Source organism: Pseudomonas sp. NPDC088890, assembly GCF_044900155.1.
In the GTDB taxonomy this organism is placed as follows: Bacteria; Pseudomonadota; Gammaproteobacteria; order Pseudomonadales; family Pseudomonadaceae; genus Aquipseudomonas; species Aquipseudomonas urmiensis.
Genome location: NZ_JBJDNG010000009.1, coordinates 1 through 17,166, shown reverse-complemented (window position 1 = coordinate 17,166; position 17,166 = coordinate 1). Strand labels below are relative to the sequence as shown.

Genomic DNA, 17,166 nt, shown 5'->3' with positions numbered 1-17,166 from the left:
ACAACACCGATGAACTTCTCGAAATTCTTCATCACACGGCCGATCTTTGCCGCCGTGCTCTCGCTGATCCTGCTGATTGCAGGCTCGATCGCGCTGTTCCAGCTGCCGATCAGCGAATACCCGGAAGTGGTCCCGCCCACCGTGGTGGTGCGTGCCAACTTCCCCGGCGCCAACCCCAAGGTGATCGGCGAAACCGTCGCCGCACCGCTGGAGCAGGCCATCACCGGGGTGGAGAACATGCTCTACATGTCCTCCCAGTCGACCGCCGACGGCAAGCTGACCCTGACCATCACCTTCGCCCTGGGCACTGACCTGGACAACGCCCAGGTGCAGGTGCAGAACCGTGTCACCCGCACCCAGCCCAAGCTGCCGGAAGAAGTCACGCGCATTGGTATCACCGTCGACAAGGCCTCGCCCGACCTGACCATGGTCGTGCACCTGACCTCGCCGGACCAGCGCTACGACATGCTCTACCTGTCCAACTACGCCATCCTCAACATCAAGGATGAGCTGGCGCGCCTGGGCGGTGTCGGTGACGTGCAGCTGTTCGGCATGGGCGACTACTCCCTGCGGGTCTGGCTCGACCCGAACAAGACCGCTTCGCGCAACCTGACGGCCAGTGATGTGGTGGCGGCGATTCGCGAGCAGAACCGCCAGGTCGCTGCCGGCCAGCTCGGCGCGCCGCCCGCGCCAGGTTCGACCAGCTTTCAGCTGTCGATCAACACCCAGGGCCGTTTGGTCAATGAAGAAGAGTTCGAGAACATCATCATCCGCGCCGGCGCCGATGGCGAGATCACTCGCCTCAAGGACATCGCCCGGGTTGAGCTCGGCTCCAGCCAGTACGCCCTGCGCTCGCTGCTGAACAACCAGCCGGCGGTGGCGCTGCCGATCTTCCAGCGCCCAGGCTCGAACGCCATCGAGATCTCCGACGAAGTGCGGGCGAAGATGGCCGAGCTGAAGAAGGACTTCCCTGAAGGGATGGACTACAGCATCGTCTATGACCCGACCGTGTTCGTCCGTGGCTCGATCGAAGCGGTGGTGCACACCCTGTTCGAAGCGCTGATCCTGGTCGTGCTGGTGGTGATCCTGTTCCTGCAAACCTGGCGCGCATCGATCATCCCGCTGCTGGCCGTGCCGGTGTCGCTGATCGGTACCTTTGCCGTGATGCACCTGTTCGGCTTCTCGCTCAACGCCTTGTCCTTGTTTGGCTTGGTACTGGCGATCGGTATCGTGGTGGACGACGCCATCGTCGTCGTGGAAAACGTTGAACGTAACATCGGCCTTGGCCTGAAACCGCTGCAAGCCACGCAAAAAGCCATGGGCGAAGTGACCGGGCCGATCATCGCCACGGCGCTGGTGCTGTGCGCCGTGTTCGTCCCGGCGGCGTTCATCTCCGGCCTTACCGGGCAGTTCTACAAGCAGTTCGCCCTGACCATCGCCATCTCCACGGTTATCTCGGCGTTCAACTCGCTGACCCTGTCGCCGGCCCTGGCCGCGGTGCTACTCAAGGAGCACCATGCACCCAAGGACCGCTTCTCGCGGCTGCTCGAGCGGCTGTTAGGCGGCTGGCTGTTCGCCCCGTTCAACCGTTTCTTCGACCGCGCCAGCAATCGCTATGTCGGCGGTGTGGGTCGGGTCATCCGTTCCAGTGGTATCGCCCTGTTCGTCTACGCCGGCTTGATGGGCCTGACCTACCTCGGCTTCTCGTCCACACCGACCGGCTTCGTCCCGGCCCAGGACAAGCAGTACCTGGTAGCGTTCGCCCAGCTGCCGGATGCGGCCAGCCTGGATCGCACGGAAGCTGTGATCAAGCGCATGAGCGAGATCGCCCTGGAGCAGCCAGGTGTGGCCGATTCGGTGGCCTTCCCGGGCCTGTCGATCAACGGTTTCACCAACAGCCCCAACAGCGGCATCGTGTTCACCCCGCTCAAGCCGTTCGATGAGCGCAAGGACCCAAGCCAGTCGGCGGCGGCCATCGCTGCCGCGCTGAACGCCAAGTTCGCTGATATCCAGGATGCCTACATCGCGATCTTCCCACCGCCGCCGGTACAGGGCCTGGGCACCATCGGCGGCTTCCGCCTGCAGATCGAGGACCGCGGCAACCTGGGCTATGAGGCGCTGTACAAAGAAACCCAGAACATCATTGCCAAGAGCCACAACGTGCCGGAGCTGGCGGGCCTGTTCACCAGCTATCAGGTCAACGTGCCACAGGTCGATGCTGCCATCGACCGGGAAAAGGCCAAGACCCATGGCGTGGCCATCAATGACATCTTCGACACCCTGCAGGTGTACCTGGGCTCGCTGTACACCAACGACTTCAACCGCTTTGGCCGCACTTACCAGGTCAACGTCCAGGCCGAGCAGCAGTTCCGCCTCGACGCCGAGCAGATCGGCCAGTTGAAGGTGCGCAACAACCTCGGCGAGATGATCCCGCTGGCGACCTTCCTCAAGGTCAGCGACACCTCCGGGCCTGATCGGGTGATGCATTACAACGGCTTCATTACCGCCGAAATCAACGGTGCTGCGGCCCCCGGCTACAGCTCCGGCCAGGCCGAGGCGGCCATCGAGAAACTGATCAAAGAGGAACTGCCCAACGGCATGACCTTCGAATGGACCGACCTGACCTACCAGCAGATCCTGTCCGGCAACACTGCACTGCTGGTATTCCCGCTCTGCGTCTTGCTGGCCTTCCTGGTACTGGCGGCCCAGTACGAAAGCTGGAGCCTGCCGCTGGCGGTGATCCTGATCGTACCGATGACCCTGCTGTCGGCGATTACCGGGGTGATCATCTCCGGGGGCGACAACAACATCTTCACCCAGATCGGCTTGATCGTACTGGTGGGCCTGGCGTGCAAGAACGCCATCCTGATCGTCGAGTTCGCCAAGGATAAACAGGCCGAAGGCCTGGATCCGCTGGCAGCGGTATTGGAAGCCTGCCGTCTGCGCCTGCGTCCGATCCTGATGACCTCGATTGCCTTCATCATGGGTGTGGTGCCACTGGTGTTCTCCTCCGGTGCCGGTAGCGAGATGCGCCATGCCATGGGTGTTGCGGTGTTCTCGGGGATGATTGGGGTGACGCTGTTCGGCTTGTTCCTGACCCCGGTGTTCTTCTTCCTGATCCGCCGATTCGTCGAGCGTCGCCAGGCCCGCAAGGCTGCGCACGCCAAGCCGCTGGAGAACCATGCATGAAGCTGCTCAAACCCCTGACCCCGAGCCTGCTGGCGTTGGCCTTGGCGGCCTGCGCAGTGGGCCCGGACTACCAGGCGCCGAACACCGAACCGGCAAGGCTGGACACTGACGTACAGGCCAACGCGTTCGATCGCAGCCGCTTTGAAAGCGTGTGGTGGAAGCAATTCGACGACCCGGCGCTGAACCAGTTGGTGCAGGCCTCGCTGCAAGGCAACCGTGACCTGCGCGTGGCGTTTGCCCGCCTCAAGGCGGCCCGGGCGATTCGCGAAGATGCCGAGAACGACAATTTGCCGGTGGTCAGCAGCCGCGCCAGCAGCGAGCTGGGCAAGGGCCAGATTCCTGGCCAGACCGAGCGCCGGGTCAATAGCGAACGCTATGACCTGGGCCTGGACATGGCCTGGGAGCTTGACCTGTTCGGCCGCATTGCCCGCCAGATCGAAGCCAGCGAAGCCCAGGAAGCGGCAGCCGAAGCCGACCTGCAACAACTGCAGGTCAGCCTGATCGCCGAGCTGGTCGATGCCTATGGGCAACTGCGCGGTGCGCAACTGCGCGAGAAAATCGCCCTGGCCAACCTCAAGACCCAGCAGGACTCACGCAGCATCACCGAGACCCTGCGCGATGCTGGCGTGGGCAACGAGCTGGACGTGGTCCGCGCCGATGCCCGGCTGGCAGCAGTCGAAGCCACGGTGCCGCAGTTGCAGGCCGAGCAGGTACGTGCCCGCAACCGCATCGCCACCCTGCTTGGGCAGCGGCCCGACGCGCTGAGCGTGGATCTGTCGCCCAAGCAGTTGCCGGCGATTGCCAAGGCGCTGCCAGTGGGTGATCCGGGTGAACTGCTGCGTCGTCGCCCAGACATTCGTAGCGCCGAACGGCAGCTGGCAGCGGCCACGGCCAATGTCGGCGTGGCCACCGCCGACCTGTTCCCACGGGTCAGCCTCAGTGGTTTTCTCGGCTTCACCGCCGCCCGCGGCTCGCAGATCGGCTCGTCCGCCGCCAACGCCTGGGCGCTTGGCCCGAGCATCACGTGGGCAGCGTTCGATCTAGGCAGCGTGCGTGCCCGCCTGCGCGGGGCCAAGGCCGATGCCGATGGCGCGCTGGCCAACTATGAGCAGCAGGTATTGCTGGCGCTGGAAGAATCGTCCAATGCCTTCAGCGATTACGGCAAGACCCAGCAACGCTTGCAGGCGTTGATGCGCCAGAGCGATGCCAGCCGCAAAGCCGCAGAGCTGGCTTCAGTGCGCTACCGCGAAGGCACGGTGGATTACCTGGTACTGCTGGACGCCGAGCGCGAACGGCTCAGTGCCGAGGATGCCCAGGCCCAGGGCGAGGTCGAGCTGTATCGCGGCATCGTCGCGATCTACAAGGCCTTGGGCGGTGGCTGGCAGCCTGAGACGGTGGCCAGTGTGCGCTGATTCTTGATACTGATTTAACGACTCCTTTGGTTGGCTCCTCCCCCAACCGTTTGCCCCGCTGGCCTTGGTCCGCGGGGCTTTTTTATGGGTCGCAAAACGCAGCTCGTCAGCCGCACCCGCTGATGTAGCGACGTTGTCACTACGGTGGGTCGCTTGGGAGGCAGAGGCTGCCTGGCGCAGAGTGATCGCTGCTTAATGAACGCAGGTCCAGCGGGTGCAGGACAGGCCTTGGGTAAAGCGGCTGCTGAGCAGCCCTGTGAGTCGTCAGCAGGTCTGCTGAGGGTTGCTAAGGCAAGGGTGAATCAACACCTCAGATCGGCCTCATAGCCCCAGAAAAGCAAAACGCCCGATGCATTGCACCGGGCGTTTGAGGGTTAAGGCCTAGTTTGAACTAGATAGACAGCGCTCAGGCTTGCCCCATGTCCAACACCACACGACCACCGCATGGGCATTCGTCCATGTAACGATGCGCCTCGACCACCTGCTCGAACGGATAGACCTTGATGATCTGCGGCGTCAGCAGCTTGTCGGCGGTGAACTGGTTGATATCGCGCAGCGCCCGTTGCAGCGCCACCTGGTCCTGGGTGATGCCCAGTTCGGGCTTACCAGTGAAATTGCCGATGCAGTGCACGTAGAACTGGATATTTTTCTGGAACGCAGCGCACGCCGGAAATGGCGTCTGGTTGCCGCCCTGCAGCCCGTACAGCACCAGGCTGCCACGTGGCGCCAGGACATCGCCAAGCAGCGACATCTGCGGGCCACCGAGGCCGTCCAGGACCATATCGACGCCACGCCCATCGGTGTATTTACCGATCTGCATGAGCAGGTCCTGCTCTTCGGTGACGATGACCTTGTCAGCACCCAGGCTCAACAGGTAATCACGCTGCTCCGGCTCTTTGGTGGCGGCAAATACCTTCAGCCCCAAGGCCTTGCCCAACTGCACGAAGGCCGGCCCTGCGCAGTGGCTGGCATCGGTCACCAATGCTGTCTGCCCGGCCTTGGCCCGGGCCAGGTCGACATAGGCGAAATAGGCGATCAGCAGCGGCGTGTAGTGAACGCTGGCCTCGATCGGCGTCAGGTTATCGGGGTAACGGGTAATGGCCGTGCGCGGCAAGACGATGACATCGCCGTACACCGGGTGATCATTGGCGCTGGTGGCCGGGAAGCTAGCCACCCGGTCGCCTACAGCAATATCGTCGACGCCTTCGCCGACTGCCGTCACTACCCCGGCCATCTCATGGCCGATGCCCGCCGGCAGGCGCGCCTTGGACGGCGCCAGGTTCTGTCGCCAGAGCACGTCGTACCAGCTGACGCCGATCGCCTCGACGCGGATCTGCAGCTCGCCGGCGGCGGGCGACGGCTCGCCCTGCTCCTCGCAACGGAGCACATCGGCCGCGCCGAACGTATGGAATCGGATCATGCGGGACATCGCATACCTCGCCTGTGTGAACCTCGTATTACCATGGACTTTATCCGGGCTTTGAGCGTTAGACCATCAGTGGCCGTTAATAGTCGACATGCTTGTCATTGATTGGGCCCCTGGCAATTTCGCACATTGGCCCCCGGAAATCGGTGCAGGGTAACAGCCTTTGGCCTTAAGATTCACCCCTGCCCCACCTTTGGCGAATAGGCTAAGCGCATCGATGAACCGTAACGACCTGCGTCGCGTAGACCTCAACCTGCTGATCGTGTTCGAAACTCTGATGCACGAGCGCAGCGTGACCCGCGCCGCCGAGAAGCTGTTTCTCGGCCAGCCGGCGATCAGCGCCGCCTTGTCGCGCCTGCGCAACCTGTTCGACGACCCGCTGTTCGTGCGGACTGGGCGCAGCATGGAGCCCTCGGCCCGCGCCCATGAAATCTTCGCCCTGCTGTCGCCCGCGCTGGACTCGATCTCCACCGCCGTCAGCCGCGCCGCCGAGTTCGATCCCGCCACCAGCACCTCGGTGTTTCGCATCGGCCTGTCGGATGACGCCGAATTCGCCCTGCTGCCGCAGTTGCTCAAACGCATCCGCGCCGAAGCGCCCGGCATCGTCCTGGTGGTGCGCCGGGTCAACTACCTGCTGATGCCCACCCTGCTCGCCTCAGGCGAGATCTCGGTGGGCGTCAGCTACACCAGCGACCTGCCCGCCAACGCCAAGCGCAAGGTGCTGCGCCGCAGCAAGCCGAAACTGCTGCGCGCCGACAGCATGCCCGGCAGCATCACCCTGGACGACTTCTGCGCCCGGCCGCACGCGCTGGTGTCGTTTGCTGGCGATTTGTCCGGTTTTATCGATGAAGCGCTGGACGAGATCGGCCGCAAGCGCCATGTGGTGCTGGCGGTGCCTCAGTTCAACGGCCTGGGCAGCCTGCTGGCCGGGACCGATATCGTCGCCACGGTGCCGGACTACACCGCCGCAGCCCTCACCGCTGGCGGCGGTTTGCGGGCGGAGGATCTGCCGATCGAAGTGCGTAGCTTTGAGCTGCATATGGCCTGGCGTGGGGCGCAGGATAATGATCCGGCGGAGCGTTGGTTGCGTTCGAGGATTCAGATGTTCTTTGGCGATCCTGATAGTCTCTGACAAGACACCCAATGTCTTCGCGCAACTACTCTCTGCCAACCATCAGCCAGATCAAACTTCCCTTGGAGAAACCAGGCTGTTTCCAAAGTCTAACGGAACAATGTAAGCGGCACCTTGGAGGCTAGACTGCGAGTCTTGCGGTTCCTGAGCTGCAGCTGCTTGACCTCTTCAGGCGGGATGATCCACAGCCGTTGCTCCAAGTCGAACTGATCCGACGTGGCCAAGCGGAGCTCACCGGTACGTGCCGGATTGTCTCTGTGACATGTTCAGGACCTCAGGCAGTGTGTTGGGATGCGGGCAGCCTAAGGAGACCTTAGAGATCATCATGCATCTGTGCTCCGACGGGGGCTACTGGCATATAGACAGGCAACATGACGAAAGAAGACGAGGGCATATCAATTTTCATCTCTTACGCCTGGGGCGAAGGGTTTGAGAAAAAGGAATGGGTACGGCAAAGCATCGTCGCCAGTCTCGATTGGCGGCACGACGTGTTCTGGGATCGGGACAACATCGCCTTTGGCGAGATGATCACAGGCACCATTCGCAAAGCTTTGGCCAAGCGGCCACTGCTGGTTCTGTGCTTGTGTGACCAGGACTATCTTGCGGCGGCCAAGCTCGAAGGACGAGGTCTGTACGATGAGCTTCTGATGTTGGCGGAGATCGCTGACGAGCCTGGGGTGCGGATAATACCGCTGATTCTGGAGTCCTGTTGTTCTGGGCAACTGCCCGCTCCTTTGGCAGGCCGTCTGTACCTGAACCTGCAGCCGTTGCACAGTCGAAATCTTCATATCGGGACAACTGTCCTCGGGGTGGCGGAAGGTTGCAGCCAGGCGCAGTTGCAGAGAGAGATCAATGCCACCTTGGCGCTTTTTCATTTGCGGCAGCGCGCCCTCGCCTTCTTGAATCAACGACCGATGACGATTTGGGGGAGTGGCCAGACTCATGAAGTTACGGTACGGCCGGAGGGAGCAGCGGAGTATGTCTTAATGCCGCCGGCGTGGATGTGGGAGAGCAGCCGCTGGCGGCATGAGCTGGAGGAGGATGGGCCTGCCTGTTGCCCGAGCAAGGGGCGCTGGTATTGGGACTATGTTCAGTTTTCGTCGGAGATGCGGCCGTTGGCTACGGCGGTGATGTCGGTGTTCTTTCCGCAGTTGGTGCGGGAGCCGGAGCAGAAACTGATTGAGCGCGCGGGGGTGTTGTTGGCGTTCAAGTTCTTCAATATGAACTGGAGCCATGAGGGGTTTACGTTGGATGTGGAGGATCTGCTGCGTGAGTTGACCCACGACGATGAAGGCTGCCGCGTTTTGGAGGGGATTTTGGATGCCGCCGGTGCAACTGTTGACGCTGCATAAATGAAATGCCACTGCAATGGCAAATAGCCTCCAATCGTGTGAGAAAATGAAGAAAACGACTTGGCAAAACCAAATAACACAGCACCAAGCCATGCTGTCCCCGAATTTTCTTCCTGGAGATATTCTGCTGTTCTTCGATCATACCTGCCGCAGGTCACGGCGCATTGCTGACGCAACAAAGGGCCATTTCACAATGCTGGCTTGGTCATCAAAGCGTTCGACGATGATACCTGGGAGGTACTGCATACCGGACCAGAAGGATCGTTTATGGCTGGATTCCCAAGCTCAGGATCTGACGAAAGCATCTACGTCGTCCGACCTAACTGCACCATAGATGCTGAGCAGTTCCGCCAGGCAGCGGAGGAAAGCCTGAACTTGAAGTATGAAAATTTAAACTTCCCTTCGTCGGGTTAGCAGCATGGGATAGGCGATGTCTGTCTGACAGCAATTTGGTATTCCGCTTATTCACAAGATCTTATCAAAAGCCATCGTTAAAGCTGTGAACCGGATAGATTCAGATAAGTCTTGCTCAGGCCTTACACTCTCGATATTGGAGCGTGTAATTTCACTTCCGCTTTTTCCAGACGGTACCGTGTCTTCCGAAAAATTCAGTCCCAACTGCATCTACGAAGAAGCGATCAAACGTAAAGCGGATTTCTCTATATTTTGTGTCAAACCGGTCACACGCAGGCAGATGCAACGAATGAAATGCCACTTTATTATCGCGGGTTTCTGCTGCCGTTCTATATGAAGGACAGCGCCTCCTAACCCCGATCATCGCCGTAATCCGTAGCCCGCGATTGATAGCAGATGATATTCATTTGCCCTCCGGCTCTACCACATTCAATAGAGCCACCTTCCTCAGCAACTGATCTACGTGCTCCCTCTCCGCTCGAAGCGCCGAACGTAGCTCCTTGTTCTCTGCCTCATGAATCCGCGCCCAACGCAGGCTCGCACGGCAATTGACGACCACCGTCCACACCTTCTGCAGTTTCAAGTAGTGGGCCAACAGCAGCACAGCAATCACCACCGTCATCACCAGCGCCGCTGTCGAAATCACATCCGTCGTAGTCATGCTCAATCCTTTCGCTAGGTCATTTGTTCCGAAGACAGTCAAAGGATATGTAGTGATGTTTTACACGTATAGATTGTAGACTTATACAGGTAAACAAATCACACACATGGACGGCCCATGAAACGCACTCAAGAGATCAATCAGGTTCGCTGGGACCTGGCACTTCGCTATCGCTTGATCGAGACCGTGGCCTGGTGGGAAGGCCGCCTGACCACGGGCCATCTGATGCAGAGCTTCGGCATCAGTCGCCAGCAGGCATCCAAGGACATCAACACCTACATCACCGAGCATGCGCCTAAGAACCTTACATATGACAAACAACTGAAGGGCTATGTGCCGAGCAAGCACTTCAAGCCGCTGTTCATCGACGACAGTGCCAATGCCTATCTGCAACTGCTGAACCAGACTCACTCGCGGGCACCGCATGTGGAGGGGCTGGCACTCGCCTATGCACACACCAAGGTGCTGGAGGTGCCGAACCGCACGATACGCCCAGAGGTACTGAGGCCACTGCTCAAGGCATGCCGCAATGGCGAGGTGATTGCCATTGAATACGTGTCGTTAGCCAACCCGATACCGGAGACGCGGCTGATCTCGCCGCATACCTTGATCTACACAGGCATGCGCTGGCATGTACGGGCCTACTGCGAGAAGAACCGCAAGTATCGGGATTTCGTGTTGAGCAGGTTCCGCGGGGAGCCGGAGTTCGAGCGAACGAGCAAGAACCTGATCGGCGATGACGAGGAATGGAACACCCTCATCGATGTGATCATCGAGCCAGATTCACGGCTGAAACCTGACCAGAAGGCGATCATCGAAGTCGACTTCGGTATGGACGATGGCGAACTGGTCATCCCGACGCGGTGTGCGCTCGTGGGTTACGTGCTGCAGCGCTACCAGATTGATCCGAAAAAGCTTGAACCCAAGGCTCCGGCGCAACAGATCGTGGTGAAGAACCTGGAGGCGCTGACCCCTTGGCTCTATGTATAAGCCCTGTTACAGGAGAGATGGCCGTTAAATCGTGGCCAGTGTGCAGACATATGTAAAGTTTGCGACGCACCCAAGGTGCTAGGGACGTGCGTGCGCTTCAACGCCCATTGATTCACTTGCAGAAGCTCCACTTGCAGTGGCCCTGGGGGCAAGCGCCCTTGCCTCCGAGCCCAGGGCTCGAACGTCCTCCTCTCGAACTGCAAGCCCCTTTCCAACTACGCCAGGTGTTCATCCATGACTTCGCCCCCGAACCTGCATGGATTGTTTACCTGTACATGTAAACACTCTAGATACGCCCTGAAATCCTACATATCTTGCCCCTGTCTGACACGGTTGACCTCATCGACTCAGGTCGCTGCTTCAGACCCAATAAGTCAAATTACCCGAAAGGAACGCGCCATGAAAAATCTCCTGGCAGCCATTGGGCTCGTGGTGGTGATCAAAAAGGGCTACGAGTTGTACCGCGAATATTCGGAGCTAAAACGCGCCCTTTCGGCACGCGAAAAGGCTCAGTCATGAGCTGCTTGTGTGTAGCCGCTATCGCCTAAAGTCAAAATGGCATTGCGCCACCATCCGAGTTAGCATGTCGCGACTCGCTTAATCTAGAAAAGGACCTTCCATGAGTGTTAGCGCCTATCTTCGCGAAAACCTCGGCTCTATCTCTTCCAAGAATGTTTCCGTTGCTCCGGGGATCGATGAAAAAAAGCTGAACAACGCGCTCAAGGCCTTCGCATACAACGGGCTGCCAGGAAACGTCGTGGCATTGTTCGACAACAACCTGTTCGGTAATGGCAAGGACGGTCTGTTGTTCACTGGCGAGCAAGTGATCTACCGCTCTGGATTCGCCGACCCGATCCACTTCCCCTACGAAGAGATCCGCAGCGCCAAGTACACCCAGGTGCACACCGGAAGCATGGACAAGCTCGAGCACGCCCTGATCTTCGAGCGCAAGGACAATAGCCAACTGGTCATCAAGGACCTGAGTGATTGCGACTACGCAGCACTCGCATCCGTGCTGCAGGGCGTTATCGAAAACTTCACCGAGTTCCAGGACGAAAAACAGCTCATCCCTCTCGAGGAGATGGAAGAAGCGGTCAAAGTGGCTTACCTCAAAGTCATCGTGAACATGGCCTACGACAACGACTCGGTCATCGATGAAAAAGAGTTCGCGGAGATCCTGCTGTTGATGACGCGGCTGGACCTGGAACCCGAGTCGCGCTTCACTGTGCGCGCCTACATGACCGGTTTCAACCAGACGGCAGCGCTCGAAGCACTGCTTGCGGAGCTGGACAGCCATTGCCCACGGGGGCAGATCAGGCCGCTGCACATTTCGCTGACCAAAGACTTGATCAACCTGTACTTCTCCACCGGCGGCGGCTCGCTGGAGACCTTCGGCTTCCTGCAAAGAAACCGTGCGCTCTTGCAGGTCACCGATGACGAGATCGACCTCGCCGTCGCGGCCATCCGTAACGACCACAGCATGCTGAAGGACGATGTCACCGATGACCAAATTGTCAGCGCGCTGAAGCTGCTTTCGGCGAAGGCCGCGGCTGTCGGCACTCCACTGGCCGCAGTGTATCTCTCGGGTTCGGTGGTAGGCATGTCTGCGGCCGGGCTGACGTCCGGCCTCGCCACGCTGGGCATGGGCGGCATACTCGGCCTGTCGGGCATGACCACGGGGATCGGTGTCGCCGTGCTGCTCGGTGTGGGCGCCTACGCAGGCGTGCGCAAACTGACGGGTGCGGACGAGCTCACGCGCTCGAAGCGACGCGAGCTGATGCTGGTCGAGGTCATCAAGCAGACCCAGGCGACCATCTCGCTGCTGATGCAGGACCTCAACCACATTACCGATCGGCTGAGCCAAGCCCTGGCCGAACATGGCGAGCAAGGCCAGATGATCCAGCGCCTTACCGCCATGATGGGGCAGATGATCGGCGCCGGTACCGTGCTGACCAACAAGTGCGAAGCGACCCAGAGCAGCGCGACCAAACTGCGCTGCGCTCGTTTCCTCGACGACGCCAAGCTCAAGACGCTCACCAAGGAGCCTACTAAGGCAGAGCTGTTCGACTTCATCAGGTCGTTCTACGAAGAACGTTCATTCTCCCAGGAGAAGGACGGCCAGCAGTTCGAGACGCTCAAGCTCGCAATCAAACCAGGCGTTTCGCCGAAGGCGCTGGAGAACCTTGCCCGAGCCTTTGAAGCGGTCGGTTATTTCAACGTCAGCGATGTACTTGTCGGCGGCGCCGCCGACATGGCAGACAAGGCCAAGGGCAAGCTGCTCGGTCTGTTCTCATGAGCAATAAGGATGCGTCGACCGAACAGGCCCAGGCGATGCTGGTGCAAAAGCACCAGTTGAACACCGCGCGAAACCACTTAGAACTGGTCGATGGTGCACTGCAAAACCTGCAGGCCACGCAGGCACAGAGCCGCCAGCATCTCGAACTGTTGATGCTCGAAGCTGAAACACTGGTCGAAGGGAACCAGGTGATTTTCGAGGTGGATGACGACGATGCGCTGCTTGTCGAGAGCAGTTATGCCGTACAAGAAAACATCGTGAGCGTGGGCACGCCGCTGCCAAACCTCGACTTCATCGACATGAAAGGCGAGAGCGACTGGAGTGGCTACCTCGACCAGGTCACTGCCTATGCCCAGCGACAGAGGATCGAGTTTGGCCACGATCCGTTCCGCGACCTGATGAGCGCAAGCCAACGTATTGCGCTGGAAAAACGCATCCGCGATGAGTTCTCTTACAAGGGCGCCCACTGCGACAAATACGACTACATGATCGCCGGCACCTGCGGCCTGATCGGCGGCCTGGTGGACGTTCTGTTCGTCGGCCTCCCAGGTCAGGGAGCGCTCACCCACTTTACTGACGACATGACCGATAAAGCGGTGCAGAGGTTCGCTGCCTGGAACGGCTGGCAAGGCCCTAACAAAGGCAGTGACCCGGTAACCAGCGCCATTGGTTTCCTGGAAAGGAAGTACAAGGTCAACTACGACCATCGTCACGGAGGCGATGTCGGCGGCCTGTTCAAGATGAGCACGCGCAACCACCACATCAAGAGCCTGGCGCATTCGCCGGACCTTGTCGGGTTGTTCTTCTCGATACTGGATCAGTTCACCAGTAGCGCACATTTCGTCGATGCCGGCCGAATCATCAGTGTCGATACCGATACGTTCGAACTCAAGGGCTCGAACCTGGTGGCTAAGCTGTTCTGCGGCTGCATGAATTGGCTGGGGCACCTGTTTTCGGATGTGGCCGGCTCCTCTGGTGCGAAAACGCGAGGGTCGGGTATTCCGATTCCGTTTTACTCGCTACTGCAGTTCATCAACCTCGGCGAGTTTGGACAGCATCGGCAAACCTTTGCCACGATCGCCGTCCAGGTATTCGAAAAGGGCTACGACCTGCGTCACGGCCTCGCAATGGCTATTCCGGTGATGCTTAGCGAAATGTTGACCCGAGTGATGTGGGTCGTGAAGCTGCGCTTCTATCACGAGAAGGAATGGGTTGAGTGCATTCCATCGGCCACTAATCCCGAACTTCAGCGGATGCTGCTGATGGCACACGGCACCCTTTGTGTGTTGGATGGCGCCGATGCGGCGATTCGCTCGGGCGGCGACATGATCCAGTTCATGTTGCGCTCAAACCTCATTGCCTGGGCGCGCTTCGGCACACTGGCACTCAAGGAACTCAACTCCTGGTACCAGGACGGAAGGCTCGACATCAAGGCCGTCGATACCTACCTGGACGCTGAATACGAGCGGCTAGTGGCGAGTGCGTGACAGATTCAAAGAATGAAAGCTTGGCAGATATAAAGGAGAGACCGCCGGACTACCGCACGTACGGTGGCCTTATCGCAGGCCACCCAATGCGCCGCTAGCAGACGGAAGCACCATACAGCCACAACTCCGAACTCTGATAGTTATCAAATTCGCGCCCGCGGGCCTGCCCTCTGGCGCGTAGAAATCCGTGCGCAACGAATGCGAACGCAGTTGATCCAGTGAGAGCAGTCATGGAAAAAAAAGTACTTGGTGTTTTGCAGAATTTCCATTCCGAAGGTCTTTACGTTGCCCCAGACATTCCACGCAAGAAGGCCGATAACGCCGCCGCGTCCTATGGCATGCCCTCTTCCGCGAAAGTGTTCGCCATCGTCGATTCGACGGTTTTCGGTTCGGCGAAGAACGGCCTGGCGTTTACCTCACATGGCCTGTTCTGGAAAAACGACTGGACTACCACCTCGGCTAAAACTCATATGCAGTGGGAAGAGTTCAAAGCCACGACCCAGGCTCGGGCCACGAAAGGTTCTGAACTGTTCTTGGGTAATGGCTGCGCGTTCGGCATGGCCGGTTCGAGCATGAAGCCCAAGACTCTGCTGCAACTGCTGGAGAAGTTGGCGGACCAGTTGCAGGAACCTGCCGAGCCGGTGGGGCAAGCAGTCGAGGCGCCCGTTGGGCAACCTGCTGCCGGCCAGGCGCCGGTTGTACGCGAAGAGCCTGTCAGCGCCCCGCCTGCAACTGTTATTCCTCCTCGGCCGCCGCAACCTGAGCCTGAGCCTGAGCCTGAGCCCGAGCCCGAGCCCGAGCCTGTTCGCAAGCCCGCGTTCGAAGGCAGCTATCAGCAAGATCAGCTGCAGATCGTCAATGCGGTGGCCAAGCGGCACAGGTTGTCTCACCAGATCCAGGTGGCACCCTCGATCAAGGTGTACAAGGTCGAGAAGGTCATCGAGGTATCGGCTGGGCAGATCAAGCCATACGACATCCTGATGATCGTCGATAACACCTTCCTGCAGACCGCCAAGGACTTCATGGTGGTGACCGCTCAGGCAGTGTGGGCCAAGGGGACACTTCGCAAACTCGAGCAATTCCCGATCAGCGAGATTCGCAGCATTCGCTGCGAGGCGAAGAATCTCTACATCAACGACTACGACTTCCAGTACTTCGATCAGCTTTCAGAGAACGAAGTGCTAGTGATGACCAACATGCTCAAAGAGCTGGTTGTGGCGTTGGGCAACCAGCAGCAGCGCTCGGTTGGCGGGGGCGAACCACAGCTACCTCGCCTGCTAGACAACGTTCTGTCTGCGATATACGACGATGTCATCAACGATGCCGTCAGCCGTATGCGCCTAGACAATCCACAGGGTCGAGAGCTCATTACGGCACTGACTGACTGCTGCTTCGCCACATTCTTGCTGGTGAGCGCTCGCCTACAAGAGCATCAGAGTTCAGACCGTGCAGAGATGCTGGGGCAATACCTGCTGGCACAAACCCTGGCGACTGTGTTCGCGCTCCGAAGCAGTGACGAGTTGTGGAGCAGCCTGGAACTACAGGTAGCGTACATGATGATTCAGGGACGGTTGATTTACCGCGTGTTCGGGCAGACCGAGCGGGCCGGTGTCGATATGTATCCTGGGCAAGAGTGCTATGTGCAAGCGCTTAGAAGTGTGATGGAGGCAGGTAGTCTTGATGACGGCCTGGATGCGCTACGCGACGTGCTGGGGGAGATTACGCGGGCGAATCAAAAAGCAATTGAGGCTGCGTTTGAATGTGCCGATCAAGTTCAAGAGATGTTTATTGAAGGGTTGTAAGTAGCGGTCTCCCAGGGTTGACGCGAGCAGACGGTGGGGTTCAAGCCCGCCGTCTGCTAGGCGCGAATACACAGAGCCTGCCAACTGAGCCATGTTTATCGCAGTGCCAAGCTACACAGACAGGTAGAAAAATGCTTTATCCAACATCACCACCAACCCCGAAGATTGTCAGTTCAGGATCAAAACTATCATCGAGAACGGTGAGGTCGAAGACCTCGTCGTCGCGCTGGAGGACACGTCCCCCTGTCGCTGATGGTGCTCAACGAACCGTAAAACAGCCTGTATGCCGACCTGCTATCGGCCTCGGCGCGGCTGATCATCCGCCCGTCGCAACGTAGCTAGGTGTGGGTGGTGTCGCACAGCAGACTGCTGATTGAGGCGTTGTCGTCGTGTAACGGGGGCAATGTGCTGGAGTTGCAGAAGAACCAGAGGCAAATGCAGTTGCGTGGGGTTGGGATGCTGAATGAGCCGCTGTGGCGGTGGGTGGACTGAGGGAGATATCAACCCTCGGCCCTACCCCGTATCAATGGCCGAGCCGTGTAAACGCACCACCTACCACGCTGGACAAATGCGTGAAAATGTAAAAAATTATGATGGCATAATGCCTCGATAACCTACAAAATCCACACGTTCCCAACGGATTTGAAGGACCGGTTCCGATGACATGGCCAGTCACGCTGAAACTCGACAGCGCAGCCTACCCGCTCAGCGTGGTGCAACGCGCCGCTTATTCCCTGGCCGACACTGTCGCGATCCAGGTCGGTATTGAAACCAATCAAATAAGCCTCACGGCCTACCCCGCTGAAGCAAGGCTGACGCTTTCCCCGGAGCAGGCTCACTCGCTGATCCTCCAGCATCTCAACGACTTCGCCCTACGCGAGCATATCAACCGCGAAACAGCAGGGTTGCGCGAAGTCCTGGCCCGAGCCGCGCTCGCTGGATGTGGGGTTTCGCGGTGACACTGATTGCGACAGACGCCAAGCACTACCGCTTGCTGCCTTTTCG

The 17,166-nt window shown here is 59.2% G+C and carries 11 protein-coding genes and 1 pseudogene; 9 read left to right on the top strand and 3 right to left on the bottom strand.

Annotation, left to right across the window (positions count from 1 at the left end; translation table 11 throughout):
- The first annotated feature begins 9 nt into the window (after nucleotides 1–9).
- Nucleotides 10–3,189: an efflux RND transporter permease subunit gene (locus ACI2JX_RS18805; protein WP_404690714.1), complete on the top strand. Its 3,180-nt coding sequence runs from the start codon at nucleotides 10–12 to the stop codon at nucleotides 3,187–3,189.
- On the top strand, nucleotides 3,186–4,601 hold the full coding sequence (locus ACI2JX_RS18800; protein WP_404690713.1) for an efflux transporter outer membrane subunit: 1,416 nt from the start codon (nucleotides 3,186–3,188) through the stop codon (nucleotides 4,599–4,601). Before ACI2JX_RS18805 ends, ACI2JX_RS18800 begins: the two co-directional genes overlap by 4 nt.
- Nucleotides 4,602–5,007: 406 nt before the next feature.
- On the opposite strand, the gene ACI2JX_RS18795 is transcribed toward ACI2JX_RS18800, so the two are convergent.
- Nucleotides 5,008–6,030: a zinc-dependent alcohol dehydrogenase family protein gene (locus ACI2JX_RS18795; protein ID WP_264234585.1), complete on the bottom strand. Its 1,023-nt coding sequence runs from the start codon at nucleotides 6,028–6,030 to the stop codon at nucleotides 5,008–5,010.
- 214 nt (nucleotides 6,031–6,244) lie between these two features.
- Between ACI2JX_RS18795 and ACI2JX_RS18790 the strand changes: the two genes are divergently transcribed.
- A complete protein-coding gene (locus ACI2JX_RS18790) occupies nucleotides 6,245–7,159 on the top strand; it encodes a LysR family transcriptional regulator (RefSeq protein ID WP_225915595.1) in 915 nt (304 codons plus the stop codon).
- A 90-nt stretch (nucleotides 7,160–7,249) separates the two neighbouring features.
- Here the strand turns inward: ACI2JX_RS18790 and ACI2JX_RS18785 are convergent.
- A pseudogene (locus ACI2JX_RS18785) lies at nucleotides 7,250–7,401 on the bottom strand (integrase); the annotation flags it as partial.
- A gap of 129 nt (nucleotides 7,402–7,530) precedes the next feature.
- Between ACI2JX_RS18785 and ACI2JX_RS18780 the strand changes: the two are divergent.
- Nucleotides 7,531–8,511, top strand: a complete 981-nt coding sequence (locus tag ACI2JX_RS18780) for a toll/interleukin-1 receptor domain-containing protein (protein WP_404690712.1) — start codon at nucleotides 7,531–7,533, stop codon at nucleotides 8,509–8,511.
- A gap of 817 nt (nucleotides 8,512–9,328) precedes the next feature.
- Here ACI2JX_RS18780 and ACI2JX_RS18775 read toward each other — a convergent pair.
- Nucleotides 9,329–9,586, bottom strand: a complete 258-nt coding sequence (locus ACI2JX_RS18775; RefSeq protein ID WP_404690711.1) for a hypothetical protein — start codon at nucleotides 9,584–9,586, stop codon at nucleotides 9,329–9,331.
- Between the two features lie 117 nt (nucleotides 9,587–9,703).
- On the opposite strand from ACI2JX_RS18775, the gene ACI2JX_RS18770 reads away from it, so the two are divergent.
- The 5 genes from ACI2JX_RS18770 (at nucleotide 9,704) to hxsD (ending at nucleotide 17,120) form a co-directional block, all read left to right on the top strand.
- Complete coding sequence (locus ACI2JX_RS18770; RefSeq protein ID WP_404690710.1) at nucleotides 9,704–10,576, top strand: helix-turn-helix transcriptional regulator; 873 nt, start codon at nucleotides 9,704–9,706, stop codon at nucleotides 10,574–10,576.
- A gap of 619 nt (nucleotides 10,577–11,195) precedes the next feature.
- Nucleotides 11,196–12,872, top strand: a complete 1,677-nt coding sequence (locus ACI2JX_RS18765) for a hypothetical protein (RefSeq protein WP_404690709.1) — start codon at nucleotides 11,196–11,198, stop codon at nucleotides 12,870–12,872.
- Nucleotides 12,869–14,359, top strand: coding sequence for a hypothetical protein (locus ACI2JX_RS18760; protein ID WP_404690708.1), 1,491 nt, complete (start codon nucleotides 12,869–12,871; stop codon nucleotides 14,357–14,359). The genes ACI2JX_RS18765 and ACI2JX_RS18760 overlap by 4 nt, the downstream gene beginning before the upstream one ends.
- A 230-nt stretch (nucleotides 14,360–14,589) precedes the next feature.
- A complete protein-coding gene (locus tag ACI2JX_RS18755; RefSeq protein WP_404690707.1) occupies nucleotides 14,590–16,161 on the top strand; it encodes a hypothetical protein in 1,572 nt (523 codons plus the stop codon).
- 659 nt (nucleotides 16,162–16,820) lie between these two features.
- Complete coding sequence (gene hxsD / locus ACI2JX_RS18750; protein ID WP_404690706.1) at nucleotides 16,821–17,120, top strand: His-Xaa-Ser system protein HxsD; 300 nt, start codon at nucleotides 16,821–16,823, stop codon at nucleotides 17,118–17,120.
- Nucleotides 17,121–17,166: the final 46 nt, after the last annotated feature.